This is a genomic window from Aeromonas rivuli, from assembly GCF_000820045.1.
In the GTDB taxonomy this organism is placed as follows: Bacteria; Pseudomonadota; Gammaproteobacteria; order Enterobacterales; family Aeromonadaceae; genus Aeromonas; species Aeromonas rivuli.
In genome coordinates this window covers 62,727-89,450 of the sequence record NZ_CDBJ01000054.1, presented here as the reverse complement: position 1 = coordinate 89,450, position 26,724 = coordinate 62,727, and the positions used below count along the sequence as shown (strand labels likewise).

Genomic DNA, 26,724 nt, shown 5'->3' with positions numbered 1-26,724 from the left:
TATAGTTAGCCCCATTTTTGATTAAAATCATGGGGAATCAATCAAATAAGCGACAGCATCTTGGTGTGTGCCCGCCATCGTCCTGGGTATCAACACAGCGTCCAACAATAATCACTGAGACTCACTATTATGCCGATTAGCCTAGGGCAAGCCTTTGCGAAGAACTTTTTAGGGCATGCCCCAAACTGGTACAAGATCGCCATCATCGCCTTCTTGATCATTAACCCCATCGCCTTCCACCTGGATCCCTTCTTCGCTGGCTGGTTGTTGGTGGTGGAGTTCATCTTCACCCTGGCCATGGCCCTCAAATGCTACCCGTTGCAACCCGGCGGTCTGCTCGCCATCGAGGCCGTGCTGATCGGCATGACCTCGGCCGAGCAGGTCAAGCATGAGCTGGTCGCCAATATAGAAGTGCTCTTGCTATTGGTGTTCATGGTGGCCGGCATCTACTTCATGAAGCAGCTGCTGCTCTATGTGTTTACCAAGATGCTGATCCGCATACGCTCCAAGACCCTGCTTTCCCTGGCCTTCTGTCTGGTGTCTGCCTTCCTCTCGGCCTTCCTGGATGCCCTGACGGTCATCGCCGTGGTGATAAGCGTCGCCACCGGTTTCTACGCTATCTATCACAAGGTCTCCTCCGGCAAGGAGTTTGGTCATGATCACGACCACACGGATGATGTCACCGTCGCCGAACTCAACCGTCAGCATCTGGACGATTTTCGCGCCTTCCTGCGCAGCCTGATGATGCATGCCGCCATAGGTACCGCCCTCGGTGGCGTCTGTACGCTGGTCGGTGAGCCCCAGAACCTCATCATCGGCGAGCAGGCGGGTTGGCACTTCGGCGAGTTCGCCATGCGCATGTCACCGATCACCATCCCCGTGTTCTTCTGCGGCCTGCTCACCTGCATACTGGTCGAGAAGTGCCGCTGGTTCGGTTATGGCGCCAAGTTGCCCAATGCGGTTCGCCGTATCATGGAAGACTACAACCGCTACGAAGACGAGCGCCGAACTCCTCAGGACAAGGCCAAGTTGATTGTTCAGGCCCTGATTGCCGTCTGGCTGATCGTGGGACTTGCCATGCATCTGGCCGCCGTCGGTCTCATCGGTTTGACCGTCATTGTGCTGGCAACCTCCTTGACTGGCATCACCGAAGAGCATGCCCTTGGCAAAGCCTTCGAGGAGGCCTTGCCCTTCACCGCCCTGCTTGCCGTCTTCTTCAGCGTGGTGGCCGTCATCATCGATCAGCAGCTGTTCAGACCGGTGATCCAGATGGTGCTCTCCGCCGATCCGGACGATCAGCTAGCCCTCTTCTATCTGGCCAATGGTCTGCTCTCCATGGTGAGTGACAACGTCTTCGTCGGCACCGTCTACATCAATGAGGTGAAGACCGCCCTGTTAAACGGCGCCATCAGCCGGGATCAGTTCGACATGCTGGCGGTTGCCATCAATACGGGGACCAATTTGCCATCGGTGGCGACCCCCAACGGCCAAGCCGCCTTCCTGTTCATGCTCACCTCGGCACTGGCCCCTCTGCTACGCCTCTCCTACGGGCGCATGGTGTGGATGGCGCTGCCCTACACCCTGGTGCTGGGTGGCATTGGCTTCATCTCAGTGGAGTTTTTGCTCGGCCCCATTACCAGCTGGTACTACGAGGCGGGTTGGTTGTTGCACCACAGCAGTGCCGCCAGCAGTGCATTGCCACTGGCACACTGAGAAAAGGGCCCAGGAAGGGCCCTTTTCTTTTGCGCCTTGCTCTGCTCTAATCCGTCTCATCTTCCCCTTCAGGATCAATCAGATGATTGCATTTCTCCGCCATATTGCCTGTCAGCGCTGGGCCTGGGGCCTGCTCGCGGCCTCCGCCCTCGCCTTCGAATTGTGCGCGCTCTTCTTCCAGCACATCCTCGGGCTGCATCCCTGTGTCATGTGCATCTATGAACGCATCGCCATCCTTGGTGTACTCACCGCCGGCCTGATTGGCATGGTCAACCCGCAGCAGTGGTATCTGCGCTGGGGGGCCTTGCTGCTCTGGGGCTTCAGTGCCTTCCGTGGTTTGCAACTGGCGCTGCAGCACGTTGATTATCAAATCAATCCCTCCCCCTTCAATGTCTGTAGCCCCTATGCCGACTTCCCCAGTTGGCTTCCCCTGGACACCTGGGTTCCCTGGCTCTTCTTCCCCGATGGAGATTGCAGCGAGATCAGTTGGCAGTTCCTCAGTTTTTCCATGCCCCAGTGGCTGATCGTCATCTTCGCCGCCTATCTGCTGGTGGCCGCCGTGGTGATGATTGGCAATCTGGTCAAGGGACGCTGCTGCAACTGATCAACCACCTGTCATGAGAAGAGGCGCCCGAGGGCGCCTCCTTTTTATCCGCGCCCAGCTAGATGGGAATGATGGGGAGGGCTGCTGGGCATGTGACCGCGAGCGCACCAGGCCAGCAAGTCCAGAGCAGGCTCCCGTCGATGGGCGGATCTTCAGAGCCAAAAAAGCCGCCCCGAGGGCGGCTTGCGTTTGTGTGCTACTCAGCCTGACTTAGCCCAGCAGGGCATTGCTCAGGATGAAGAGTCCCCCCGAAAGCACCATGGTCAGCGGCAGCGTCAGCGCCCAGGCGATCAAGATGGTCTTGATGGTCTGGCTCTGCAGGCCAGAGCCGTTGGCCACCATGGTACCCGCCACCGCCGAGGAGAGGATATGGGTGGTGGATACCGGCATGCCGGTCAGACTGGCGATCCCTATCGAAGTGGCGGCCGTGATCTGGGCGGCAATGCCCTGGCTATAAGTCATGCCGCTCGAGCCTATCTTCTCACCGACGGTGTGAACGATACGGCGCCAGCCCACCATGGTGCCACAGCCCAGGGCCAGGGCGATGGAGACGATGACCCAGGTCGGGGCATATTCGGCAGTCGCCGTCAGATCCTTGCGCCACTTGGCGAGATCGGTCAGCTCCTTGCCAGGTAGCGGCAGCTTGGCGACTTTGCGGGCCGTATCATCGACACACAGCAGCAGGCGGCGTACTTCACGGCGCTCTTCCAGGCTCAGACCATCGTAGCTACGCACCTTGCCAAGCCTGTCATCCAGGGTCGCCATGGCCGACAAGGCATTCCCTGCCTCGCAATGGGTCACCGGATGATGGTTGACCGTGGCAGGACGCTGGAAGTCAATCAGACCCACCAGTTGATCCTGATTGCGCTGATAGATCTCGGTAATGCGACGGTTGGCATCCTGAGTTCTGTCGATGTCATAAGGGCGGCTGCCCATGTCGAGGGCGAAATAAGCGGGTGCCATACAGATGAGCACCAACATCACCAGGCCGATCCCCTTCTGACCATCATTGGAGCCATGCACGAAGCTCACTCCCATGGCCGATGCGACCAGGGTCAGTCGTGCCCAGAAGGGAGGGTGCTTCTTGCCATCGACCAGCAACCGCTCTTCCGGGGTCTTGTGGATCTTGCTGCCCTGCCAGACGCGTTTGAGCGCAAACAGCAGCCCGGCCGCGATGATAAAGCCCAGTGTGGGCGAGACGATGAGCGACAGCATGATATCGATGGCCTTGCCAACGTTGATCCCCTGCGCCAGGGGCTGATCGTTGATCCAGGCATAGGCACCACCCACCCCCAGAATGGAGCCTATCAGGGTGTGGGAGCTGGACGCCGGAATGCCGAAATACCAGGTCCCCAGATTCCAGACGATGGCGGAGAAGAGCAGGGAGAAGACCATGACGAGCCCCTGGCTCGAATCCATCCCGAGCAGCAGATCGATAGGCAACAGATGGACGATGGCATAAGCCACCCCCAGGCCACCGAGCATGACACCGGCAAAATTGAAGATTCCGGAGGCCACCACCGCCATGTTTGCAGGCATCGCCTTGGTGTAAATCACCGTCGCTACCGCATTGGCCGTGTCATGAAACCCGTTGATAAATTCATACGTCAGTACAAAGAGCACGGCCAGCGCCAAGCCAATGAACCACCACAAACCCAAACCGTTAATCATTTCCAACATAAAAACGAACCTGTTTATGAGTTGCGGCGGATTATGCCCAGATGGCTCGGGAGGCAATAGCCACCCCTGAAATATTTCAGTCATAAAAATAAAGCGCATTTTATAAAACCGAGGTAGACCCCTTGTACCATGGGCCTGTCAACAACTCGTTAATATAAGGAGCACAACCAATATCCGGGCAAAAAAACACGAACGGAGGGTAAAACATGCTCAACATTTGCGATGTCGTGGCCAACAATACGGATCACGCCAAGTTTTATGACCAAAAAATGGCACACGATAGCCACATGTTGACGACACATAGCTCATCAGCCGGGGCCAGTGTCCCGGTCAGGATGAGCCGATTGGACACCGCGAGCGGGACAATCTCATCGGCTCAGCCAGCACAGTCATGACAAAGAGTGCAATGCGACTCAGCGCAGTTAACTGCCATCACGCACAGACATCATGGATCCCCCTGCCAATGCCAACGCCGTTCCACCTGATCAGGCTCACGACGCCACGCTGCACCGGAATGATCAGACCGCTACAGGAGCACAGAACGCTGTCTGGGGAAACAGGCAGTAAAAAGGCGCCACAGAGGCGCCTTTGCAGGGAAAATAGTCGCCTCAGTCTTCACTCATGCGGCTGGCGACCGCACCTTGCTGGCTCTTGTACTTGGCATTTTCACGCTTGTTGTAGGGGCGGGCCGCGGCGCCGGAGAGCATCTCGAAGTTGAGCGCCCCTATCTTCATCTTGGGACGCAATGCCAGCGGCAGTTTGCCGCCGTTGTAGAACTCGAGCACGATACGGCCGGACCAACCCGGATCGATGCGGTGTGCGGTCACGTGCACCATCAACCCGAGACGGGCCAACGAGGAGCGGCCATCGAGCCAACCAACGATATCGGCAGGCAGGGTCACTGACTCATAGGTCACCGCCAGGGCAAGCTGACCCGGGTGCAGATAGAAGGCATCCCCATCCGCAATGTGGATCTCCTCGCTCATCACCCGATCGATGGCACTGGCCATCTCGCTGCTCGGGCCGCTCAGATCGATGAAGGGGGCGGTGTGGTCGCGAAACACCCGGAACTCGTTGCCAAGCAGCACATCGACGCTGACGCCGCTGATCCGCTCTACTCCGGGCCTGGGTTCGATGACTATCTTGCCTTCGTCCAGATGACGTTCGATATCGGTATCACAAAGACGCATTGGGCGACTCTCCTGACAAAAATGGCATTTAAAAAAGCCGGGCAGTGACCCGGCTTCCTCATGTTGTTAACCCACCAGCATGTGGCGAATACGCGCCTTGAGCATGTCGATGGCGATGCGGTTCTTGCCGCCTCTGGGCACTATCACGTCCGCATACTGCTTGGAGGGATCGATGAACTGCAGGAACATGGGGCGCACGGTTTTCTGGTACTGCTTGAGCACCGAGTCCATGGTACGGCCACGCTCTTGCACATCGCGCACCAGGCGGCGCACCAGACAGATGTCCAGCGGGGTATCCATGAAGATGGAGGCATCCATCAGCTCGCGCAGCCGGCTGTCGGTCAGCAGCAGTATCCCTTCGAGGATGATGACCTTGCGCGGTGCAAAGTAGCTGGTCTCGCTGATGCGGGTATGTTCCGTGTAGGAGTACTGGGGGATCTCGACCCCTGCCCCCTTGATAAGCTGCACCAGATGCTCGACCAGCAGGCTGTGATCCATGGCGCTGGGGTGGTCGTAGTTGGTCTTGACCCGCTCTTCCATGGTCAGATGGGTCTGATCTTTGTAGTAACAATCTTCGGAGATCACCCCGATCTCACCCGCCCCCAGTTCGGCCACCAGCTCTTCGTAGATGGTCTGGGCGATGAGGCTCTTGCCGGACGCTGACGCCCCTGCAATGGCGATGATCACACACGAATGTTGAGTATCAGACATGACAAATACCTAAAAAAGAAGCGCTGCGGGAAAGGTTTAAACCGATCCATTATATGGAAAAGGGTGGGACCTGCCCACCCTAAATACCCACTGAACCGCCAACCGACGATTATTCGTCCACCGCCAGGGTAAACAGGGGGGTCGCAATCGGTTTACCGCTGAAATAGAGCGCAGCAGCGACCCGACGAGCCAGCTTCAAATAACTCTGAGCCAGCTCCCCTTCCGGGGCAAAGAACACCGTCGGACGGCCATCATCCATGTGCTGACGAATATCGATGTGCAGCGGCAATTGACCAAGCAAGTCCACATGATACTGCTCAGCCATCTTCTGGCCACCGCCGGTACCAAACAGGGCTTCATGGTGGCCGCAGGCGCTGCACAGGTGATAGCTCATGTTCTCGATGATGCCGAGCACCGGCACATTCACCTTGTTGAACATGGCAATGCCTTTGCGTGCATCCGCCAGTGCCACATCCTGGGGGGTAGTGACGATGACGGCCCCCGAGGTCGGTACCTGCTGGGCCAGGGTGAGCTGGATGTCGCCGGTGCCCGGCGGCATGTCGACCACCAGATAGTCCAGCTCGCCCCAGCGGGTTTCGTGCAGTATCTGCGCCAATGCCTTGCTGGCCATGGGACCACGCCAGATGGTGGCGTCCTGCTCGGCCACCAGATAACCGATGCTGTTGCTCTTGAGGCCACACGCCTCCACCGGCAGCATGGTCTTGCCATCGTGACTGCTGGGGCGCTCTTGCTGGGAGCCCAGCATGATGGGGACCGAGGGACCATAGATGTCCGCATCCAGAATGGCGACCCGCGCCCCCTCTTTTTGCAGCGCCAGCGCCAGATTGACCGCCGTGGTGGATTTACCCACCCCCCCCTTGCCCGAGGCGACCACCAATATGTTGCGGATCCCCTGCACCGCATTGAGATGCTGGGCCCGGGGCATGCTGGCCACATCGATGTCGCATTGCCACTCGATCTGGCTCGCCCCGGTCAAGGTGCGCAACCTGTCATCAAACTCAGCCTTGATCTGTTCAAACCAGGAAGCGCCGGCAAAGGGCAGCACCAGTCTGATCTGCAGGGTTTGCTCCTGCTCGTTGATGGCACGGACAAAACCGGCGTCAACCAGGCTCTTGCCCCAACCGATTGGCTTAAATTCGGCAAGTACCTGTTTAACTGAATCAATCACCATGAAATCCTCATTATGTCGTCATTATGCTGAGGGTGAGTGGAGAACCTACCTCATAAGGGCCAAGCCCGCGCCCATGAAGGGCCGCAGACCTAGGCAGGCCGCCCCCAATTCGGGTAACATGCTCGGCACTGTATCATCCCAACAGGCACATAAAGAACGTATTATGGCAACTGATCCTCGTACAATGCTGGTAACCTGCGCCCTCCCCTATGCCAATGGCTCCATCCATCTTGGCCACATGCTGGAACACATCCAGGCCGATATCTGGGTTCGTTATCAGCGAATGCGTGGCCATCAGGTGCATTTCGTCTGTGCCGACGATGCCCACGGCACCCCCATCATGCTCAAGGCGCAGCAGCTCGGGATCACCCCGGAAGCGATGATCGCGGCCGTGTCCGAGGAGCATCAAACCGACTTCGCCGGCTTCAACATCAGCTTTGACAACTATCACTCCACCCACAGCGATGAGAACCGCGCGCTGGCGGAGCAGATCTACGGGCGGCTGAAGGATGGCGACTTCATCAAGGGCCGCACCATCACTCAGCTGTTCGATCCGGAAAAGTCCATGTTCCTGCCGGACCGCTTCGTCAAAGGCACCTGCCCCAAGTGCAAGTCCCCCGAGCAATACGGTGACAACTGCGACGCTTGCGGCGCCACCTACAGCCCGACCGAGCTCATCGATCCGAAATCCGCCGTCTCCGGCGCCACCCCGGTGATGAAGGACTCAGAGCACTTCTTCTTCGACCTGCCCCAGTTCGAAACCTGGCTCGCCGGCTGGGTACGTGGCTCCGGCGCCATCCAGGAAGAGATGGCCAACAAGATGCAGGAGTGGTTCGAGAGCGGCCTGCAGCAGTGGGACATCACCCGCGACGCCCCCTACTTCGGCTTCGAGATCCCCGGCGCCCCTGGCAAGTACTTCTACGTCTGGCTGGATGCCCCCATCGGCTATATGGCGTCGTTCAAGAACCTGTGCAACAAGCGCGGCGACATCGATTTCGACAGCTACTGGCGACAAGACTCCACCGCCGAGCTCTATCACTTCATCGGCAAGGACATCGCCTACTTCCACTGCCTGTTCTGGCCGGCGATGCTGGAAGGGGCGGGTTTCCGCCAGCCGACCAAGGTCAACGTGCACGGTTATGTGACCGTCAACGGCGCCAAGATGTCCAAGTCCAAGGGCACCTTCATCAAGGCGAGCACCTACCTCAAGCACCTGGATCCGGAGTGCCTGCGTTACTACTACGCCGCCAAGCTCAACAGCCGCATCGACGATCTGGACTTGAACCTGGAAGACTTCGTCTCCCGGGTCAACGCCGATGTGGTCAACAAGCTGGTCAACCTGGCCTCCCGCAACGCCGGTTTCATCACCAAGCGTTTCGACGGAAAATTGGCCGATAGCTGCAGCGAACCCGAGCTCTACAACGAGTTTGCCAACGCCAGCGCCTCCATCGCAGAGGCCTACGAGGCCCGCGAGTTCAGCCGCGCCATCCGCGAGATCATGGCCCTGGCCGACAAGGCCAACCGCTACGTCGATGACAAGGCCCCCTGGGTACTGGCCAAGCAGGAAGGCGCGGATAGCGAGCTGCAGGACGTCTGCTCCGTGGGCATCAACCTGTTCCGGGTGCTGATGGCCTACCTGAAGCCGGTCATGCCGCTCTTGGCCGAGCGCGCCGAAGCCTTCTTGAATGAGACCCTCAGCTGGGAAGGGGTGGCCCAGCCGCTCACCAATCATCAGCTGGCCCCGTTCAAGGCGCTGTTCGCCCGCATCGAACCGGCCAAGATTGAGGCCATGATCGAAGCCTCCAAGGAAGATCTGGCTAAGGAGCAGGCCCCCAAGCCCACCGGCCCGCTGGCGGATGACCCCATCAGCCCGACCATCTCCTATGAGGATTTCGCCAAGATTGACTTGCGGGTGGCGCTGATCAAGAAGGCCGAAGCGGTGCCTGAGGCCGACAAGCTGCTCAAGTTGCAGCTGGATCTCGGTGGTGAGACCCGTCAGGTGTTCGCCGGCATCAAATCCGCTTACAACCCGGAAGATCTGGAAGGCAAGCTGACCGTGATGGTGGCCAACCTGGCGCCGCGCAAGATGCGCTTTGGCATGTCAGAGGGCATGGTGCTGGCCGCGGGCCCCGGCGGAAAAGATCTCTGGATTTTGGAGCCCCAGGACGGCGCCCAGCCAGGCATGCGGGTCAAGTAAACCCCGCGCCATTACCAAACAAGGGGCCCAATGGGCCCCTTGTTTGTCTCACCCTCGCCAAGGAGGATGAGTGGCAATCCCCGCGCCTGATTGGCCGCCGCGCCTCAATCGACCTTGAGCATCAAGAGGCTCAACCCAACGAGTTCACCGCGCTGACAGGAGAGCCGTTGTAGCTGCCAGCCCCCTTTCTTGCGCAGGGCCCGCAACAGCCGTTGCTGCTTGGCGGTGCTCTTTTCCCGGCGCAGCCGCTTGTACCACTGCCGGCCATCTTGCAGCTGACCCAGCTGTTCCTGCCAACGGCCAAGCAGGGTCAGCCAATCCGGATCCCCCGCCCCCATGGCCACCAAGAGCTCGCAGCCATAGCGGAGCTGCTTGATCTCGACCCGGGCCTTGTGCCATTGGCGCAACAGCTTGTCATTCTTGAGCTTCTTGGATTTGGCGCTCTGTTCATCATCACTCTGGTTGAGCAGCAGGCTCAGTCGCAGACCAAGCTGGAGCCGATACCAGGGCAGTGGATCAAAGCCTGCTGGCACCTGTTGTACCGCATCGAGCCAGCCGTCGAGGGCCACCGCCAGCATGTTCACCTTGGGTGGCACAGGCTCAGCTACTGCCCCCTTGCCCTCCTTCTCATCCCCTTTGTTCGCGGCCTTGTGATGCAAGAAATGGCTGGCGTAGACCTGTTCATCCCGCAACGGGGAGAGACGGCGCACCGAATTCAGCAGCCGCCGCTCCAGCCTGGGGTGGTAAATGAGCGGGCGCCACAGGGCCAGCAGGGCATGGAGCCTGCGCGCCGCGATGCGGTAGCCATGGACTTGCTCCAGGCCCGCCTGCTGGCGCAGGGCCAGGGTCGCGGCCCAATAGTGATTGATGAGGGCACGCGCCTGATCAAGCAGTCGCTCGCGTAAGGGATCGTCCATGAAGTCACTCCTGTTTATTGCCATGCCCATCATGGCAATGCCAACGCACCGGCACTGTCACCCCCAGGGGGGCGGATCTGTCACCTTGGCATGACCCATCGCCTGCCCGGAACCGCCAACAAGCAGAGCGTCCGGGCGTGACGAGCCTAGCGCTAATTGATGTGAAAGCCCGCCCTGACCTCCCCCTCATGGGCCAAATACTCGATGTGGGTCACGGCGGCGGTGCGCGGACCGTGTTCGAGCCAACCCAGCATCATCTGTACCTGCTCCCTGGGTCCGCAGATCACGACCTCGACCGAACCATCCTCCAGGTTATAGGCATGCCCCCTCAAGCCCAGTTGCAAGGCTCGCTCCTGAGTGAAGTAGCGAAAGCCCACCCCTTGCACTCGCCCAAACACCTTGACCGAAAACGCTTGCTCTCCCATTTTTCACACCTTTTCCTTAAGCAATGAGAGGGCAAGCCGATAATGATGCCGACACTCTCTGTTGTGCAGGATGCAAATACCATTATGAAAGAAGTAAAGTTTCGTTGGGTTGACCGCTATCTCATTCATCTCACCATCAGTGAAAAATTCCTCATCACCTTCTGGTGCCCGCTGATCTTCATCGCGGTACTCTCCTGGTATCTGCTATCGAGCAGCCACGCCCAGCAGATGCAGCTGCGCCTCGACGCCTTGCAAAGCAAGGTGGAGACCACGGCGCAGCTGGTCAGCCAGCAACCGACCCTGACCCTGCCTGCCGGCTTGAGCTTAAGCCCCAGCGGTACTCCTGGTATCAGTGAGCAGGGCGAGCACCGCAGCGTCACCGCCAGTGCCGGTCAGGCGGGCTACCTCACCGCCACCCTGGATGCCAGCCAGTTCTCCCCCTGGGACAACCAGGGCAGCACCCTCACCGTCATCGCCCTGGTGGCCGCGCTGATGGCACTGGTCACCCATTATCTGATGACCTTCGTATGCGGCGCCCTCTACTCCACCAACAAGGCCCTGCAGACGGTGGCTGACGGCGATCTCACCCATCGCCTCAACTTCTTCCCGGTCCGGGACGAGTTTTCCGTGCTGGCGGGCAGCATCGACAGATTTACCGACCGTCAGCATAAGATAGTGCAATTGGTGGAAGAGTCTGCTGAAGCCCTCACCATGGCCGCCGACGAGTTTCGCGAACATGCCAGTGACGGCGAATCTCTCGCCATGGATCAACGCCAGCACATGGACTCCCTGGCCGCCGCCATGGAGCAGATGTCCGCCGCCATTCGCGAGGTCGCCCGCAATGCCAATGACTCCCTGGCCCAGACCCGCCAGTCGAGTGACGAGGCCAACCAGGGCGCCAACCGGGTGACCCGTACCATAGAGGCCATCAGCACCCTGGCCAGCGAGATAGGCAATGCCTCTGGCGCGGTGGAGCGGTTGACCCACAACGCCAATCGCATCAACGAGGTGATCGCCGTCATCAATGCCATCTCCCAGCAGACCAACCTGCTGGCCCTCAATGCCGCCATCGAGGCGGCCCGGGCCGGTGAGCAGGGTCGTGGCTTCGCGGTGGTCGCCGATGAGGTACGCACCCTGGCCAGCCGCACCCAGCAAGCCACGGTCGAGATCCAGAAGATGATCGAAGAGCTGCAAGGGGGCACGGGCGCACTCAACGACATCATGGAGAAAACCGTCGAGCGCGCCGAGCAGAGCCAGCGTCTGATCGCCGAAGTGGGGTTGGATATCGAGAAGCTCAGCCACCACAGCGATGCGGTGCTGGAGATGAGCACCCAGATAGCCACCGCCTCCGAGCAGCAGAGTTCGGTGGCCGAGGAGATCAGCCGCAATCTGGACCGGGTCCGTCACGAGGCGAGCCAGGTGGAAGAGTCCGCCAGCGCCTCGGTGGCCGGTACCGCAGGCCTCAAGGCCACGGCAACGGAGCTGACACAGGCCCTGCGTGGTCTCAAGATCTGAGTCAACCCATCACCACTGCGTTTTGCCTTTGAGTTTTTGGGAGGGGCCACATAGAATGTGGCCCCATTTCTTTTGACCATCTGGCAACTCCCATGAGCGCTTCCATCTATCTCGTCAAAGGCCGCGAAAAATCCCTGCTGCGCCGTCACCCCTGGATCTTCTCCAAGGGGATCGACAAGGTGCAGGGCAACCCCATCGATGGCGACACCGTCGAGATCTACTCCAACGATGGCAAGTGGCTCGCCCGGGGCGCCTGGTCCGGCAGCTCCCAGATCCGCGCCAGGGTCTGGACCTTCGATAAAGACGAGGCCGTCGATCTCGACTTCTTCATTCGTCGCCTCTCCTATGCCCAGGAGTCCCGGGATCCGCTGATCAAGCGTCAGGGCCTCACCGGTTATCGCCTGTGCGCCGCCGAATCCGATGGCCTGCCGGGTCTGACCATCGATCGCTACGCCAACTTTCTGGTGTGCCAGATCCTCTCCGCCGGCGCCGAGTTCCAGCGCGAGCTGATCACCCAAGCCCTGCGTACCCTCTACCCCGAGTGCAGCATCTATGAGCGCTCCGACGTGGCGGTGCGCAAGAAAGAGGGGCTCAAAGAGCGCACTGGCGTCATCTATGGCGAGACACCGAACGAGCCTGTGGTGATCGAGGAGAACGGCGGCGTCAAGATCCTGGTGGACATCCGCAACGGTCACAAGACCGGTTTCTATCTGGATCAACGCGATAACCGTCAGACCGCCGCCAAGTACGCCGAAGGCAAGCGGGTACTCAACTGCTTCTGCTACACCGGCGGCTTTGGTATCTATGCCCTCAAGGGCGGCGCCCGGGAAGTGGTCAACGTCGATCTCTCCCAGAACGCCCTGGACGTTGCCCGTCAGAACGCCGAGCTCAACGGCCTGGATGTCTCCAACACCCAGTTCGTGCGCCATGACGTGTTCAAGCTGCTGCGCGAATACCGCGAGAAGGGCGAGAAGTTCGACGTCATCGTGCTGGATCCGCCCAAGTTTGCCGACAGCAAGGCCCAGCTGCTGGGCGCCTGCCGTGGCTACAAGGACATCAACATGCTGGCGTTCCAGTTGCTCGCGCCGGGTGGCGTGCTGCTGACTTACTCCTGCACCGGCTTGATGGAGCAGAGTCTGTTCCAGAAGATAGTGGCCGATGCGGCCCTCGATGCCGGTCGCGATGCCCAGATCCTGGAGCTGCTCACCCAGGCCTCGGATCACCCCATCGGCACCGCCTATCCGGAAGGCTTCTACCTCAAGGGCATGGTGGTGCGCGCTCGCTAAGGGCGCCCTCCCCGACATCTCTCCTGAGGGGATGACCCACCCAAAACATGCCAAAAAGAGGCCCGCGATTGCGGGCCTCTCTCTTGTGCCAGGTGGCGACCTGCCATCGGAGATACCGGCGCCACTCGCCATCACAGTGAAAATCACCATTGGCCTGGCCCATGTCGCTAGTCCCGCGCGGGGGCCCCGAGCGGAAAATAGTGGCGGTAGGGGCGCGCCTCGTCCACGGTACGCGCGACGGAGGGGTGGCTCAGCAGCCGAGCGCGATAGTCTCGCAGCCGGGTATAGAGAGAGGGGATCTCGTGGGCCCAGTCGGCATAAAAGAGTGAGGGGGCGGCGGCGCAATCGGCCAGGGTGAAGCGATCGCCGGCTATCCAGCGGCGTCCGGCCAGGCGATCGTCGAGCCAGGGGTAGATCCTGCCCAGCAAATCGCGCGCCTGTGCCACCCCAGAGGCATCCTTGTCACCATCTGGACGCAAGCCGTCCAGTACCACCTTCTGCATCGGCGTCATCACATAGTTGTCGAACAGGCGATCGAGCATGCGAACCTCTAGCCCCGCCTCCCCCTCCGGGATCAGCTGAACGGGGCTGGGGTAACAGTGCTGGAGGTACTCGATGATGGTACTGCTCTCGAGGATGGTGCGGCCATTGTCCAGCAGCACCGGGAAGCGCTTGAGCGGCCAGAGGGCGACAAGCTCGGCGTTGGCCGCCGGATCTTCGAGGTTCCGATAGTCAAACGAGATGGCATTCTCGTAGAGGGCGATCAGCACTTTCTGGCTGTAAGACGAGAAGGGGTGGGCGTAGAGTTTCATCTGATGGGTCCTGGCTATCATGTCGGCGGTCAACCCGTCATAGTCTAGTGCGCTTACCCCCGGGGTGCCCCTTCCACCATTCGCTGCCCATGGGGTGAATTCCAGTTCGAACCCCTTATCCCCTTTGTGGCATAATGTCCCGTCCTGTGGCCCTTGGCGGGGCTGCTCTGGCGCACCTTGTCGCCCCTTCTCCCCGTCCGGCCTGGTCGCCATTCATGGTGACCTGACATCGCTGCCCCCGTTGGCACCGAGGCCACCCGTATTTGCGGTGCATTGTTGCGATACCTGCTGTTGCGACAGAGCCCGCGCGTTTATCAAGATGGCGCCACGAGCGCCTCTGCATAAGGGGTAACTATGTCTTCCATTCGTCTGACCCAATACAGCCACGGCGCTGGCTGTGGCTGCAAAATCTCTCCCAAGGTGCTCGACACCATTCTCAAGAGCCAGATCCCGGGCTTCGACGATCCGACCCTGATCGTCGGCAACAGCAGCAAGGATGACGCCGCCGTGGTCGATATCGGCAACGGCCAGGGCATCGTCTCCACCACCGATTTTTTCATGCCCATCGTCGATGACCCTTTTACCTTTGGCCGCATCGCCGCCACCAATGCCATCAGCGACATCTACGCCATGGGCGGCAAACCCATCGTCGCCATCGCCATCCTCGGCTGGCCCATCAACACCCTCGCGCCTGAAGTGGCACAGCAGGTGATCGATGGCGGTCGCCAGGTGTGCCACGAGGCGGGGATCTCCCTGGCCGGCGGTCACAGCATCGATGCCCCCGAGCCCATCTTCGGTCTGGCGGTGACCGGCATAGTGCCGCTTGATGCCATCAAGCAGAACGACACCGCCCAGGTGGGCGACATTCTCTATCTGACCAAGCCCCTTGGCATCGGCATCCTCACCACGGCCCAGAAGAAGGGCAAGCTCAAACCCGAGCATGAGCAACTGGCCCCCGAGGCCATGTGCACCCTCAACAAGATTGGTCAGCAGTTTGCGGCCCTGCCCGGCGTGCATGCCATGACGGATGTGACCGGTTTCGGTCTGGCGGGCCACCTGCTGGAGATGTGCGAAGGATCCGGGCTGCGCGCCAGATTGAACTTCAAGGCGCTGCCGCTGCTGGACGAGGTGGATTACTACCTGGATGAGGGCTGCGTGCCGGGCGGCACCCTGCGCAACTTCGACTCTTATGGTGACAAGCTCGATGCCATGAGTGATCGCACCCGCAATATCCTGTGCGATCCCCAGACCAGCGGCGGCCTGCTGGTGGCCGTCGGTAAAGAGAGCGAGGCCGCGCTGCTGAGCATTGCCCGTGCGGCCGGGCTCTCCCTCTCCCCGGTCGGCGAGCTGATGGTCAAGGATGGCGAACGCTTTATCGAGGTCATTCAATGAGTTCGCTGCCACTCGCCACGGACTTGGCCACTATTTTCCTCAAGGATGTGCCACTCATCGACCTGCGCGCCCCCGTCGAGTTCAAGGAGGGGGCCTTCCCCCATGCCGTCAGCCTGCCGCTGATGACCGATGAAGAACGCGCCAAGGTCGGCACCTGTTACAAGCAGCAGGGCCAGGCGGCCGCCATTGCCCTCGGCCACAAGCTGGTGGGGGGCGCCGTGCGGGCAGCGCGTCTCGATGGCTGGCTGGCGCAATTGCGCCAGCAGCCCGATGCCCTGCTCTACTGCTTTCGTGGCGGCCTGCGCTCCCAGACGGTGCAGCAGTGGCTCCATGAGGCCGGGGTCACCCGCCCCCGGGTGGCCGGTGGCTACAAGGAGCTGCGCCGCTTTCTGATAGATACCCAGGAGAGCGCCTCGGCCGAATGTGGCTGGACAGTGCTGACCGGCATGACCGGCTCCGGCAAGACCCATATGCTGGAGCAGGTTGTCCAGGCGGTGGATCTTGAGGGCCATGCCCATCACAGGGGCTCCTCCTTTGGCCAGTTGCCGGGAGGCCAACCCAGCAACATCAACTTCGAGAACAAGCTGGCCATCGAGCTGCTCAAGCGCCGTCACCTGGGCGAGCGGGCCTTCGTGGTGGAAGACGAGAGTCGCCTCATCGGCCGCTGCGCCCTGCCACTGAGCCTGTATGAGGCCATGTGCCAGGCCCCGCTGGTGGTGGTGGATGTGCCCCAGGAAGAGCGTGCCGAACAGATCCGGGTCGATTACGTGCAGGATCTCTGGTCACGCTACCAGGAGATGCACGGGCCAGAGGCTGGCTGGCCGCTGTTTGCCGGCTACCTGACCGAAGCCCTGGCGCGCCTCAAGAAGCGGCTCGGCGACAAGGATCACCGGGAGCTGGATGGCTTGATGCAGACCGCCCTGGCGGAGCAGGCCAGCAGCGGCAATACCGCGCTGCACCTGGCCTGGATCCGGCTGTTGCTGACTCGCTACTACGATCCCATGTATCTCTATCAGCTCAACAACAAACGCGAGCGGATCCGCTTTCGCGGTGACAAGCAGGCCTGCCTCGCCTTCTTCGCCGAGCAGCATGCCGCCGAGATCAATCAGGAGAGATCCCCATGTTGAAGTTCGAGGTGATCCCGGTCACCCCTTTCGCCCAGAACTGCTCCCTCATCTGGTGTGACGAGACCCGCCAGGCCGCGCTGATCGACCCCGGTGGTGAAGCCGACAAGTTGCTGGCCGCCATCGCCCGGCACAATCTGGTATTGGAGAAGATCATTCTGACCCACGGCCATCTGGATCACGTGGGCGCCGCCGACTCCCTGCGTGAGCAGACCGGGGTCAAGATCATCGGCCCCCACCAGGAAGATGCCTTCTGGCTCGACATGCTGCCCCAGCAGAGCCAGATGTTCGGCTTCCCCCACACCCCCGCCTTCAACCCGGACGGCTGGCTGGCGCAGGGCGACAAGGTGACAGTCGGCAACTGCGAGCTGGAGGTCTATTTCTGCCCCGGCCACACCCCGGGTCATGTGGTATTGCTCAGCCAGCGTGAGCGGCTCGCCTGGGTCGGCGATGTGCTGTTCGCCGGTGGCATAGGTCGCACCGACTTTCCCCGTGGCGATCACGCCACCCTCATTCGCTCGATCACCGAGACCCTGTTGCCCCTCGGCGATGACATCGTCTTCGTGCCGGGTCACGGCCCCAGCTCGACCTTTGGCCGCGAGCGAGTCAGCAATCCCTATCTCACCCAGCCCGTCTGGTGATCAAGGGGGCAGCACCCCGAAGGGCGGCTCCCCCTGCTTGTGGAGGTGATAGGTGGCGGCAACCAGCCGAAACACTGAGCGGGGAGCGGGGAGCGGGCAAGGGACGCTCGCCACCCGCCTTTCAAGTGAAATCCAGACATAAAAAAACACCTCCACAAGGGAGGTGTTTTTATCACGTGCCAAGCGAGGCTTAGACGCGGATGAAGTCCATGTGCACCAGCTTGGCTTTCACTGGGTGACGCTGGATAGCCTTCACTTTCACGTTGACTTCTTCACCGTTCACTTTCAGGGTCAGCACGGATTCGTAGAACTCCGGCTTGGCTTGGGCGATGATGAATTTTTTGTGGTCAACAGTGATGGACACTGCTTCTTTGCCTGCACCGTAGATGATGGCAGGAACTTGGTCAGCATGACGCAGGCGGCGGCTCGCACCTTTCCCCAGGTCAGAACGGACTTCAGCTTCGAATATGAAAGACATATTGGTTATCTCTATGTAGATGACTTTATGATGCTGACTGCGACCGATCAGCACCTCGCAAAACGAGCGCGGATAGTAGCATGGCTATCACGGCAGTGACAAGACAGGTTACAGGCTGCCATCGAGTCGATTGAACTGCTGATGACGCTCGGCGGGGCTGAGCGCCTCGAAACGGGCCAGCAATTGTGGCGCCGGGCAGCGCAGGGCATCCCCGGTCTTGACCACAGGCTTGGCTCCCAGCTGCTGGCGATTGGTTTCATAGAGCGCCAGCAGATAGCTGTAGGTGTCCCCGCCCTCCCCCTTGGCCAGGGTGCTGGCGATGCGCCACAAGGTCTCGCCGGGTGCCACCCTGTGACAGATGCCACCGCCCTCCTCCCCTCTTGCCAGGGTTGACGCGACCCGTTCCGGTTGGCCCTGAGGCTGCACCTGCCCCTGATGGGGCATCCAGTCACTGAGCAGGGGGGATGCCAGCAGGAGGCCATATTGATTGGGAAGCGTGAACTCGGGCAGCACAGGCACATGGCTGGTGGCCTGTTCGAGCCGCTGCTCCTGATTGAGCGTGGCCGGTTTCGCTGGCTCCACGCTGGCGATGCCATAGGCCATCTCGTCGATACGCTCCAACCGGGCCAGATAGGCACGGGAAAGCTGGGCCTGCCCCTCGAACAAGTCGAATGGAGGGACCAATCTTGCCGGGAACAGCACTTGCCAATGCCCCTTGTATTGGCGACTGGCCAGGGGGGGATACTGGTTGCCGTGCCAGGCGGCAAAGATGGGCGGTGGCGCCTGGCGCAGCGGATAATATTCAGGGTTCAGGCTGACCCAGGTCTGCTCGGCAATGGGTTGATACCCACTGATGTTCACCAATGCCATCCCTAACCAGAGTCCAAGCATGCCTGCTCCTTTTTATCTCGACTAATCAATGGCTAGCAAGGCGACTTTCCCTATCAACCCCGCCGTGCCATCAGGTTAGCACTGAGCGATGGCACTCTGCACCCGTTTATCCGAGACCGGATAGGGGGTGCCCAGTTGTTGGGCAAAGAACGACACCCGCAGCTCCTCGATCATCCAGCGGATGTTGGCCACCTCGGGGGGGATCGGCTGGGACTTGGGCATCTTGGCAAGCAGCGCCTTGTAATCGTTCTCGACGATCGAAACCTTGAGCATGTAAGCCCTGTCCCGATTGGGATCGATGGCCAGCTTCTCCATGCGCCGCTCGATGGCGCGCAGGTAGCGCAACAAGTCAGGCAATCGCTGCCAGCCGGTCTCGGTCACGAAGCCCTTGTGGATGAGCTTGTCGAGCTGCAACTGGATGTCGGACATGGCAAAGGCGGTATCGAGCTGCATCTTGCCCTTGAGGCGCTTCTTGATATCAAAGGAGAGGGTCAGCACGGCTTCCACCTGGCTAGCCACCTCCACCACGGCATCATTGAGCTCGGCGCGCACATACTCCTTGAGCGCCTCGAAACCCGCCTCGTCCCAGGCCAGGCCGCCGTGGCGCTCGATCAGCTTGTCGCAGCCGCAGGCTATGCAGTCGTCAATCAGCTCCGCCACCTTGCCGAACGGGTTGAAATAGAGCCCAAGCTTGGCCTTGTTGGGCAGCTTCTCCTGCAGGTACTTGATGGGAGATGGCACATTGAGCAGGATCAGGCGGCGTTGGCCCGCCCACATCAGCTGCTGCTGGGTCACCGGACTCTCCACCAGCTGGATGGCGACCGAATCTTTCTGATCCACCAGCGCCGGATAGGCCTTCATCTCAAAGCCACTGCGTTTCTGGCTGTACTCCTTGGGCAGCTCCCCGAAGCTCCACAGAGTAAGGCCGGACTGCTCGATGTCATCATCCGCGACCTGGGAGAGCGTCTCCTGCACCCGGCCACGCAAGGACTCTTTGAGCGCCTCCAGATCCTTGGCCTCAGCCACCTTCTTGTGTTTGTCGTCCACCACCCGGAAGGTGAGTTTCAGGTGATCGGGCACCGCCGCCCAGTCCCAGGCCTCCCGGGGCACAGTGATGCCGGTCATGCGCCGCAGTTGGCGCTCCATCTCGTCCAGCAGCGGCCCCTGCTCGGGATTGATGCTGGCGAGCAGCGCATCGGCATAGTTGGGGGCCGGTACGAAGTTCTTGCGCATGGGCTTTGGCATCGACTTGATGAGGGCCACCAACAGCTCATGACGCAGACCCGGGATCAGCCACTCGAAGCCTTTGACTTCGACCTGGTTGAGCAGCGGCAACGGGATATGCAGGGTGACGCCATCGGCCGCCTCCCCCGGCTCGAACTGGTAGGTCAGCTTGAGCTTGAGGCGCCCCTGCTGCCAGAAGTTGGGGTAATCGAAGTCGCTGATGTGGGCGGCATCCCCCTTCATCAGCATCTCTTTCTCGAAGTTGAGCAGATCGGGGTTCTGCTTTTGCGCCTCCTTCCACCACTTGTCGAAGTGACGGCTGGAGATGACATCCTCCGGCAGCCGCGCATCATAGAAGCGGAACAGGTCTTCGTCATCCACCAGGATGTCGCGGCGCCGCGACTTGTGCTCCAGCGCCTCCACCTCGGCCAGCAGCTTGCGGTTGTCGCTAAAGAAGCGGTGGCGGGTCTCGAAGTCCCCCTCCACCAGGGCGCGGCGAATGAACAGCTCGCGGCACAGGGCCGGGTCTATGGTGCTGAAGTTGATGAGACGCTCATTGACCAGGGTCAGGCCGTAGAGGGTCACCTTCTCCTTGGCCATGACGGCGCCACTTTTCTTCGACCAGTGGGGATCGCTGTGGTGCAGCTTGATGAGGTGCGCCGCCAGGGGTTCCACCCACTCGGGTTCAATTTTGGCGTTGACCCGGGCATAGAGGCGCGAGGTCTCCACCAGTTCGGCGGCCATCACCCACTTGGGCGGCTTCTTGAACAGTCCCGAAGCCGGGAAAATATGGAAGCGACCATTACGAGCGCCGAGAAACTCCGGCTTTTCCAGATCCTTGTTGCCGATGTGGCTGAGCAGGCCGGTCAGCAGGGCGCAGTGCACCGTCTTGAAATCCGCGGGCTCGGCATTGCTCTTGAAGCCCAGCTCTTTCACCGTCTGGCGCAGCTGGAAGTGGATATCCTGCCATTCGCGCACCCGCAGGAATGAGAGGAACTCCTTCTGGCACAGGCGACGGAACGGGTTGCTGCCCAGGAGATCCTGCTGCTCTTTCAGGTAGTTCCACAGATTGACGAAGGCGAGGAAGTCGGACTCCTTGTCCTCGAAGCGCCTGTGCTGCTCGTCGGCGGCCTGTTTCTTCTCCATGGGGCGCTCGCGAGGATCCTGGATGCTAAGGCCGGCGGTGATCACCATCACCTCGTTCAGGCAGCCGGTTTGCGCCCCGGTGATCACCATCTTGGCGAGCCGTGGATCGAGAGGAATGCGCGACAGCTGGCGACCGGTCTCGGTCAGTTGCAGCTTGCCGTCCTGCTCCCTGTTTGCAGGCAGCGCCTTGACCGCCCCCAGCTCGTTGAGCAGGGAGAGGCCATCCTTGATGTGGCGCGACTCCGGTGGCTCGACGAAGGGGAAGGCCTCCATGTTGCCCAGCCCCAGCGCCAGCATCTGCAAGATGACGGAGGCGAGGTTGGTGCGCAGGATCTCGGGATCGGTAAAGGCGGGCCTGTTGTTGAAATCTTCCTCGCTGTAGAGGCGGATGCAGATACCGTCGGCGACCCGGCCACAGCGGCCCATGCGCTGGTTGGCGCTGGCCTGGGAGACGGGTTCGATGGGCAGGCGCTGCACCTTGGTGCGCCAGGAGTAGCGGCTGATGCGGGCGGTGCCGGGATCTATCACGTAACGGATGCCTGGCACAGTGAGGGAGGTCTCCGCCACGTTGGTGGCGAGCACGATTCGCCGCCCGGCGTGCTGCTGAAACACCCTGTTCTGCTCGCTGTTGGAGAGGCGCGCATAGAGCGGCAATATCTCGGTGTCACGCAGCCCCAGCTTGTTCAAGGCATCGGCGGTGTCGCGGATCTCCCGCTCGCCATTCATGAAGATGAGGATGTCCCCCAAGCCCTCTTTGGCCAGCTCCTGCACCGCATCGAAGATGCCCTGCAACTCATCGCGATCGTCGCCCCCTTCCGGGCGCGGCTGATAGCGCACCTCCACCGGATAGGTACGGCCCGATACTTCGATCACCGGCGCCTGGTTGAAGTGGCGGGAGAAGCGCTGGGGGTCGATGGTGGCCGAGGTGATGATCACCTTGAGATCGGGGCGCCTCGGCAGCAGCTGCTTGAGATAGCCCAGGATGAAGTCGATGTTGAGGCTGCGCTCATGGGCCTCATCGATGATGATGGTGTCGTACTGGGTCAACATGCGGTCGTGCTGGATCTCCGCCAGCAAGATGCCGTCGGTCATCAGCTTGATGTGGGTCTGCTCGCTCACCTGATCGGTGAAGCGCACCTTGTAGCCGACATATTGGCCGAGCTCGGACTTCATCTCCTCGGCGATGCGGGCCGCCACGGTGCGGGCCGCCAAGCGGCGCGGCTGGGTGTGGCCGATGTAACCTTTCACCCCGCGTCCCAGTGCCAGACAGATCTTGGGGATCTGGGTGGTCTTGCCCGAGCCGGTTTCCCCGGCGATGATCACCACCTGATGTTCTTGAATCGCCTTGGCGATCTCCGCCTGCTTCTGGCTGACCGGCAGGTTGTCTGGATAAGTAACGGCGGGCACCCCGGCCAGGCGAGACTGGTAACGCTGCTCGGCGGCGTCCAGATCGGCGGCAATGGTTTCCAGCACAGACTCTTGCTTGTCTTGTGGCAGCTTCTTGACCCCATGAAGTCGACTGGATAGACGGCGGGCATCCAGATTCATGCAGGCAGAAAGACGGCGGCGCAGCGCCTCGATAGAGAGAGACAAGGTACAGATTCCTTATAGAAAGCCCGCTGGGGGCCATATCGATAGCTGGGGCAGATCCTAAAGAGCGGGCGGGAGCGGTGCAAGCATTAACGCGGTCAGGTTGCGGGTCAGGATAAAAGCAGGGGAAGACCCCTGCCTCGGTGAAGAGCTGTCAGTGGTGAGCCCGGGGAAGGAAGCAGGTATCGAGCTGATTGTGAATGGCCTTCATCACATCATGGCGACTGATGACCCCCACCAGGCGGCCGCCCTCCAGCACCGGATACATCTTGGGTTTCTGACCCAGCATCATCTCGGCCAGCTCCAGCATGCTGGTGTCAGGGTTGACCGTCAGCACATCCTTGCGCATCACATCCTTGACCTGAGCCACCTGCTCGCAGTGATAGGCCTCCTTGAGCATGACGGAGATGCAATCTTGCTCAGAGACCCAGCCTATCAAGTGACCTGCCTCATCGATGACAGGGCCGCCCAGTTGATTGCTGTTGATAAACTTGGCGACGGCAGATTGCACCATCATCTCAGCCTTGAAGGTGATGGGCCTCACCTGCATATAGTCCTTGGCCATTAATGCTTTCATGTTGAACCCCCTAAGAAATCTGGCTCGGCCGCCTTATATTGGCGGCCTCATGTCTAGCATAGTTCGCCGATGTCAGGAGATGGATTGCAGCAGCAACAACAGCTCGCTCTGGCTGTGACAATCTGTCTTCTTGAAGACCCCTTTGAGGGTAGATCGCACCGTTTCCACTTTCACGCCCCGTAATTGGGCGATGTCATTGCTGCTGTATCCCTTGCTCATCAGCATCAGCAGCTCTTTCTCCCCTATGGTCAGTGGATAGAGACTGGCCAGGGCCTCGATATCGGGATTAAACGCATGCTCAGGGTCGCGCAGCACCAACTCCACATAACGCTCGAACCGGGTCAGGCCACTCATCAGGGTGCACTGGATCAACAAGGGCCTGAGATTGGATTGGCGGGGTACGGAAAGATAAGCGCTTGCCCCGGGCAGCAGATATGCAAAACCGGCAAGCATCTCTTTGAATTGACGCTGCAGCTCCTTGCTATGCAGGGAGAACAAGCCCGTCAGGGTGCGCAATTCCACATTTTCATCCGTGATGCGGTTAAATGCCATGTTGGAATAATGGATATAACCCTTGCCATCAATGATGGCGCTCGGCTTATTGTGGTTACGCACCAGCTGTTGCAGCTGGTAATTCTGGGTTTCCAGAGCAAGCAGATTCCAATAGTGCTGACTCCAGGCCGCAAGACCGGCATAGGTATCGGCAACCAGATGCCTCTCTTGCAGGTTGAAATCGCTCTGGGCCCCACTGCGATAACCGCACAGAGAGCTCAAGCCATGATCCTTGACCCGGCACACGCCCCCTAAGGCAAACTGGGCGCCAAAGCTGGCGAGCAGGCCGGCGTTGTCGGAGATCTCGTTGGCGCTGACCACCCCCTGGCATCCTTTATCCAGGTAGTGATTGAACCAGAGATCCTGACGATGATGCTGCAGATAGAAATGCTGCTGAGCATCGTTCAAGCCGCTGGCAAACAGCTTGATCCCGTCGCTCTTGTCATCATCGCGCAATAAAAACAGGGTTGAACTGCCACCGAGATCATGACGAAACTTGTCCACGACCAGCTTAATGTCAGAATCATTAATACCGCATTCATATAATTGATTTATATAAGGCGATACCCTCTCGCTTACTAATGTTTTCACACCCGAACTCCTAATTCTTATTTTTATTGAGCAGGCATCTTACTCCGCATTGACTACAGCGAAAAGTAGCCAAATGAATAATTACAAGAGCAGCTGCCTCATTATATTTACAATTAAGTGTTCATCAGTCATCGCTTATTAAGCAAAGGCCCATACGATGTCGTCCCCCTGCCCTGTTGATCGCTTTCCTCCGCTCCCGCCTTGTTTTGATAGGCTCCTTTCATGCTCCCCACGCCCGGCTATCTGTCTGATCGCACCGCCCTGCTCTGTCGGGGCAAAGCCTGAGCAGTGTCATGGGGTTAGATAAGATCATAAAATCGACACCTACAAAAAATCTGCTTACAGAGGGGCATGGCACCGTCTGACGGCCAAAAACAGCGCTCGGCGACAGCTTTTGACTGGGCTGGATCGCCATTTACGCTCTCTAAAAGTGGTAAAACCTAAAAAGCCTCATTCAAAACCCATTCATAAACCTGTTATCAATGCACAATAAGCTATTGAAAATAATGAGTTTAAAATGGTTTTCCGTCGAAACATTCCATTAACCACATCGACTTGGGTGCATTTCAAACACCAGCATGCAAAAACGGTCGCTTGGTTGCTCAAGCCATAAAAATGCCCCATTTATCACAAAGAGCCATTGTTTTAATCTCCCTTTGTGTTATCTTGGATCCATCAACAGCCAGCCAGGGAGAAAAGATATGACCGAATTCTTAGTTACAGCAGTTTTCACTGTGTTTTTCACTCTGGTCGCAGTTTCCCTGCCTTCACTGTCCCAGTTTTGAGCCATGCGAGGCGCCTTGTGCCTCACTGACTGACCAGAAAACGACTGTTTAATCGACACCAACTGTGACTTTTTCACGGTTGGTGTTTTTGTTTGTGCTTTTTGCGCCATTTCTGCATTTCCCCATGATGCCCATGCTCGTCCGACCTCTTATGGGCGGCCCCATCACCGATTTACTCTGCCCCACCCCAGGGCCACAATAACCCTCTTCAGTTGTTCTCGGGATCCGTTATGACTATCGACACCCTGCGCCACTGGCGCCGCGATCTGCATCGTCTGCCAGAAGCAGCCTGGTGTGAATTTCGCACCAGCGCCCTCATCGCACACCGCCTCAATGAACTCGGTTTCACCGTCATGCTGGGAGATGCCCTGCTGGCCAGTTCCTTGGTGATGGGCCGCCAGATCGACGTAGCAGCGCAGAAAGAGCGAGCCCTGCGCCAAGGTGCCAACCCCGACTGGTTGGCACGCATCGAGAACCTGACCGGCGTGATGGGCCTGTGGGATAGCGGACGGCCCGGCCCGACGCTGGGGTTTCGTTTCGACATAGATGCCGTTGAGGTGGACGAAGAGAGTGGCGAGCAGCACCAACCCACCCAGGAGGCATGGCAGTCTCACAATCCCGGTTGGATGCACGCCTGTGCCCATGATGGCCACACCGCCATCGGCCTGGTACTGGCAGAGCGCATCATGGCCCAAGCCGAGCAGCTTGGGGGGCGAATAAAGCTGTTCTTTCAACCGGCGGAAGAGGGATGCCGTGGCGGCAAGGCGCTGGCGGCAGGTGGCCAGCTCGATGATGTGGACGCGCTGCTGGCGCTGCACATAGGCATTCATGCCACCAGCGGCGAGCTGGTCCTCAACCCTACCGAGTTTCTCTGCTCGACCAAGTTTGATGTGGAATTTATGGGGGAGTCGGCTCACGCCGGGCTCGAGCCCAATGCGGGCCGCAATGCCCTGGCGGCGGCCTGTATGGCGACCACCGCCATGCTCGGCATCCCCCGTCATCGCGACGGCATGACCCGCATCAACGTCGGCCAGCTCAGTGGTGGCAGCGGTCGCAATGTGATACCCGGCCAGGCTCGCCTGCAAGGAGAAACCCGGGGCGCCAGCCCGGCGCTCAACGACTATGTCTTTGGCCAGGTACAACGCATCGTCGAGGGGGCCGCCCTGATGCAGGGGGTGAGTTATCTCATTCGCAAGCAAGGGGAAGCCATCGGCATCCACAACAGCCCTGAGCTGATTGAAGAGCTGCTCCCCCTGGCCGCCGCCATGGCCCTCAATACGGTGCACACCCGCCGCTTCGGTGCCAGTGAGGATGCCGGTTTCCTCATCGAGCGGGTGCAGCGCAATGGTGGTCAGGCCGCTTATCTCATCCTGGGTGCCGATCTCAGTGCGCCTCACCACCATCCCGCATTCAACTTCGATGAAACCGTGATGGAATCGGGTGTCAATCTGCTGGCGCGTTTTATCCAGCACAGGCTGGCTATCTCTTGAT

General features: G+C 59.8%; 21 protein-coding genes. 9 read left to right on the top strand and 12 right to left on the bottom strand.

Features of this window, described 5'->3' with window-relative positions:
- The first annotated feature begins 129 nt into the window (after positions 1-129).
- Together nhaB and dsbB are read left to right on the top strand one after the other, a co-directional pair.
- Complete coding sequence (gene nhaB / locus BN1130_RS12615; protein ID WP_042042399.1) at positions 130-1,713, top strand: Na(+)/H(+) antiporter NhaB; 1,584 nt, start codon at positions 130-132, stop codon at positions 1,711-1,713.
- A gap of 82 nt (positions 1,714-1,795) precedes the next feature.
- Positions 1,796-2,317 carry a disulfide bond formation protein DsbB gene (gene dsbB / locus BN1130_RS12610; protein WP_042042397.1) on the top strand — a complete coding sequence of 174 codons (522 nt, stop codon included), beginning with the start codon at positions 1,796-1,798 and terminating at the stop codon, positions 2,315-2,317.
- Positions 2,318-2,527: 210 nt separating this feature from the next.
- Here dsbB and BN1130_RS12605 read toward each other — a convergent pair whose 3' ends face one another.
- The 4 genes from BN1130_RS12605 to apbC form a co-directional block, all read right to left on the bottom strand.
- Positions 2,528-3,997, bottom strand: coding sequence for an inorganic phosphate transporter (locus BN1130_RS12605; RefSeq protein ID WP_042042396.1), 1,470 nt, complete (start codon positions 3,995-3,997; stop codon positions 2,528-2,530).
- Between the two features lie 608 nt (positions 3,998-4,605).
- Positions 4,606-5,187: a dCTP deaminase gene (dcd, locus tag BN1130_RS12600; protein WP_005902592.1), complete on the bottom strand. Its 582-nt coding sequence runs from the start codon at positions 5,185-5,187 to the stop codon at positions 4,606-4,608.
- A gap of 66 nt (positions 5,188-5,253) precedes the next feature.
- Positions 5,254-5,898, bottom strand: a complete 645-nt coding sequence (gene udk / locus BN1130_RS12595; RefSeq protein ID WP_005902590.1) for a uridine kinase — start codon at positions 5,896-5,898, stop codon at positions 5,254-5,256.
- A gap of 109 nt (positions 5,899-6,007) precedes the next feature.
- Entirely contained in the window at positions 6,008-7,090 is a 1,083-nt protein-coding gene (gene apbC / locus BN1130_RS12590) for an iron-sulfur cluster carrier protein ApbC (RefSeq protein ID WP_042042394.1), read from the bottom strand.
- A 163-nt stretch (positions 7,091-7,253) separates the two neighbouring features.
- Between apbC and metG the strand changes: the two genes are divergently transcribed.
- A complete protein-coding gene (metG, locus tag BN1130_RS12585; protein WP_042042393.1) occupies positions 7,254-9,287 on the top strand; it encodes a methionine--tRNA ligase in 2,034 nt (677 codons plus the stop codon).
- A 104-nt stretch (positions 9,288-9,391) separates the two neighbouring features.
- Here metG and BN1130_RS12580 read toward each other — a convergent pair whose 3' ends face one another.
- Both BN1130_RS12580 and yccX read right to left on the bottom strand, forming a co-directional pair.
- Positions 9,392-10,204, bottom strand: coding sequence for a CHAD domain-containing protein (locus tag BN1130_RS12580; protein WP_042042391.1), 813 nt, complete (start codon positions 10,202-10,204; stop codon positions 9,392-9,394).
- Positions 10,205-10,356: 152 nt separating this feature from the next.
- The gene (gene yccX, locus BN1130_RS12575; protein ID WP_042042389.1) at positions 10,357-10,629 is read right to left on the bottom strand and encodes an acylphosphatase; all 273 of its coding nucleotides are present in this window, start codon (positions 10,627-10,629) and stop codon (positions 10,357-10,359) included.
- A gap of 84 nt (positions 10,630-10,713) precedes the next feature.
- Between yccX and BN1130_RS12570 the strand changes: the two genes are divergently transcribed.
- Together BN1130_RS12570 and BN1130_RS12565 are read left to right on the top strand one after the other, a co-directional pair.
- Positions 10,714-12,144, top strand: a complete 1,431-nt coding sequence (locus tag BN1130_RS12570) for a methyl-accepting chemotaxis protein (RefSeq protein WP_042042388.1) — start codon at positions 10,714-10,716, stop codon at positions 12,142-12,144.
- A gap of 92 nt (positions 12,145-12,236) precedes the next feature.
- Entirely contained in the window at positions 12,237-13,430 is a 1,194-nt protein-coding gene (locus BN1130_RS12565) for a class I SAM-dependent methyltransferase (RefSeq protein WP_005908514.1), read from the top strand.
- Between the two features lie 167 nt (positions 13,431-13,597).
- Here BN1130_RS12565 and BN1130_RS12560 read toward each other — a convergent pair whose 3' ends face one another.
- Positions 13,598-14,242 (bottom strand): glutathione S-transferase family protein, encoded by a 645-nt coding sequence (locus tag BN1130_RS12560; RefSeq protein ID WP_042042387.1) that lies wholly within the window; start codon positions 14,240-14,242, stop codon positions 13,598-13,600.
- A 354-nt stretch (positions 14,243-14,596) separates the two neighbouring features.
- Here BN1130_RS12560 and selD point away from each other — a divergent pair, with 354 nt between their 5' ends.
- From selD to BN1130_RS12545, 3 genes are read left to right on the top strand one after another with little or no spacing between them, the layout of a single operon-like run.
- Positions 14,597-15,634 carry a selenide, water dikinase SelD gene (selD, locus tag BN1130_RS12555; protein ID WP_042042385.1) on the top strand — a complete coding sequence of 346 codons (1,038 nt, stop codon included), beginning with the start codon at positions 14,597-14,599 and terminating at the stop codon, positions 15,632-15,634.
- Positions 15,631-16,761: a tRNA 2-selenouridine(34) synthase MnmH gene (gene mnmH, locus BN1130_RS12550; protein ID WP_042042384.1), complete on the top strand. Its 1,131-nt coding sequence runs from the start codon at positions 15,631-15,633 to the stop codon at positions 16,759-16,761. Before selD ends, mnmH begins: the two co-directional genes overlap by 4 nt.
- Entirely contained in the window at positions 16,755-17,399 is a 645-nt protein-coding gene (locus BN1130_RS12545) for an MBL fold metallo-hydrolase (RefSeq protein WP_042042383.1), read from the top strand. Before mnmH ends, BN1130_RS12545 begins: the two co-directional genes overlap by 7 nt.
- A 190-nt stretch (positions 17,400-17,589) precedes the next feature.
- On the opposite strand, the gene rplY is transcribed toward BN1130_RS12545, so the two are convergent.
- The 5 genes from rplY to BN1130_RS12520 all read right to left on the bottom strand — a co-directional run bounded on the left by rplY (position 17,590) and on the right by BN1130_RS12520 (position 24,448).
- Positions 17,590-17,877: a 50S ribosomal protein L25 gene (gene rplY, locus BN1130_RS12540; protein WP_005908201.1), complete on the bottom strand. Its 288-nt coding sequence runs from the start codon at positions 17,875-17,877 to the stop codon at positions 17,590-17,592.
- A gap of 108 nt (positions 17,878-17,985) precedes the next feature.
- Positions 17,986-18,768, bottom strand: coding sequence for a hypothetical protein (locus BN1130_RS12535; RefSeq protein WP_042042382.1), 783 nt, complete (start codon positions 18,766-18,768; stop codon positions 17,986-17,988).
- A 75-nt stretch (positions 18,769-18,843) separates the two neighbouring features.
- Entirely contained in the window at positions 18,844-22,731 is a 3,888-nt protein-coding gene (hrpA, locus tag BN1130_RS12530; RefSeq protein WP_042042381.1) for an ATP-dependent RNA helicase HrpA, read from the bottom strand.
- A gap of 151 nt (positions 22,732-22,882) precedes the next feature.
- A complete protein-coding gene (locus BN1130_RS12525; RefSeq protein ID WP_042042380.1) occupies positions 22,883-23,305 on the bottom strand; it encodes a CBS domain-containing protein in 423 nt (140 codons plus the stop codon).
- 72 nt (positions 23,306-23,377) lie between these two features.
- A complete protein-coding gene (locus tag BN1130_RS12520) occupies positions 23,378-24,448 on the bottom strand; it encodes a helix-turn-helix transcriptional regulator (protein ID WP_042042378.1) in 1,071 nt (356 codons plus the stop codon).
- Between the two features lie 1,015 nt (positions 24,449-25,463).
- Here BN1130_RS12520 and BN1130_RS12515 point away from each other — a divergent pair.
- The gene (locus BN1130_RS12515) at positions 25,464-26,723 is read left to right on the top strand and encodes an amidohydrolase (RefSeq protein ID WP_042042376.1); all 1,260 of its coding nucleotides are present in this window, start codon (positions 25,464-25,466) and stop codon (positions 26,721-26,723) included.
- The last annotated feature ends 1 nt before the right edge of the window (position 26,724 follow it).

Excerpts from the sequence above, each read along its gene's own strand:
- nhaB (WP_042042399.1), top strand. The coding sequence starts at position 130 with ATGCCGATTAGCCTAGGGCAAGCCTTTGCGAAGAACTTTTTAGGGCAT.
- dsbB (WP_042042397.1), top strand. The coding sequence starts at position 1,796 with ATGATTGCATTTCTCCGCCATATTGCCTGTCAGCGCTGGGCCTGGGGC.
- BN1130_RS12605 (WP_042042396.1), bottom strand. The coding sequence starts at position 3,997 with ATGTTGGAAATGATTAACGGTTTGGGTTTGTGGTGGTTCATTGGCTTG.
- dcd (WP_005902592.1), bottom strand. The coding sequence starts at position 5,187 with ATGCGTCTTTGTGATACCGATATCGAACGTCATCTGGACGAAGGCAAG.
- udk (WP_005902590.1), bottom strand. The coding sequence starts at position 5,898 with ATGTCTGATACTCAACATTCGTGTGTGATCATCGCCATTGCAGGGGCG.
- apbC (WP_042042394.1), bottom strand. The coding sequence starts at position 7,090 with ATGGTGATTGATTCAGTTAAACAGGTACTTGCCGAATTTAAGCCAATC.
- metG (WP_042042393.1), top strand. The coding sequence starts at position 7,254 with ATGGCAACTGATCCTCGTACAATGCTGGTAACCTGCGCCCTCCCCTAT.
- BN1130_RS12580 (WP_042042391.1), bottom strand. The coding sequence starts at position 10,204 with ATGGACGATCCCTTACGCGAGCGACTGCTTGATCAGGCGCGTGCCCTC.
- yccX (WP_042042389.1), bottom strand. The coding sequence starts at position 10,629 with ATGGGAGAGCAAGCGTTTTCGGTCAAGGTGTTTGGGCGAGTGCAAGGG.
- BN1130_RS12570 (WP_042042388.1), top strand. The coding sequence starts at position 10,714 with ATGAAAGAAGTAAAGTTTCGTTGGGTTGACCGCTATCTCATTCATCTC.
- BN1130_RS12565 (WP_005908514.1), top strand. The coding sequence starts at position 12,237 with ATGAGCGCTTCCATCTATCTCGTCAAAGGCCGCGAAAAATCCCTGCTG.
- BN1130_RS12560 (WP_042042387.1), bottom strand. The coding sequence starts at position 14,242 with ATGAAACTCTACGCCCACCCCTTCTCGTCTTACAGCCAGAAAGTGCTG.
- selD (WP_042042385.1), top strand. The coding sequence starts at position 14,597 with ATGTCTTCCATTCGTCTGACCCAATACAGCCACGGCGCTGGCTGTGGC.
- mnmH (WP_042042384.1), top strand. The coding sequence starts at position 15,631 with ATGAGTTCGCTGCCACTCGCCACGGACTTGGCCACTATTTTCCTCAAG.
- BN1130_RS12545 (WP_042042383.1), top strand. The coding sequence starts at position 16,755 with ATGTTGAAGTTCGAGGTGATCCCGGTCACCCCTTTCGCCCAGAACTGC.
- rplY (WP_005908201.1), bottom strand. The coding sequence starts at position 17,877 with ATGTCTTTCATATTCGAAGCTGAAGTCCGTTCTGACCTGGGGAAAGGT.
- BN1130_RS12535 (WP_042042382.1), bottom strand. The coding sequence starts at position 18,768 with ATGCTTGGACTCTGGTTAGGGATGGCATTGGTGAACATCAGTGGGTAT.
- BN1130_RS12525 (WP_042042380.1), bottom strand. The coding sequence starts at position 23,305 with ATGAAAGCATTAATGGCCAAGGACTATATGCAGGTGAGGCCCATCACC.
- BN1130_RS12515 (WP_042042376.1), top strand. The coding sequence starts at position 25,464 with ATGACTATCGACACCCTGCGCCACTGGCGCCGCGATCTGCATCGTCTG.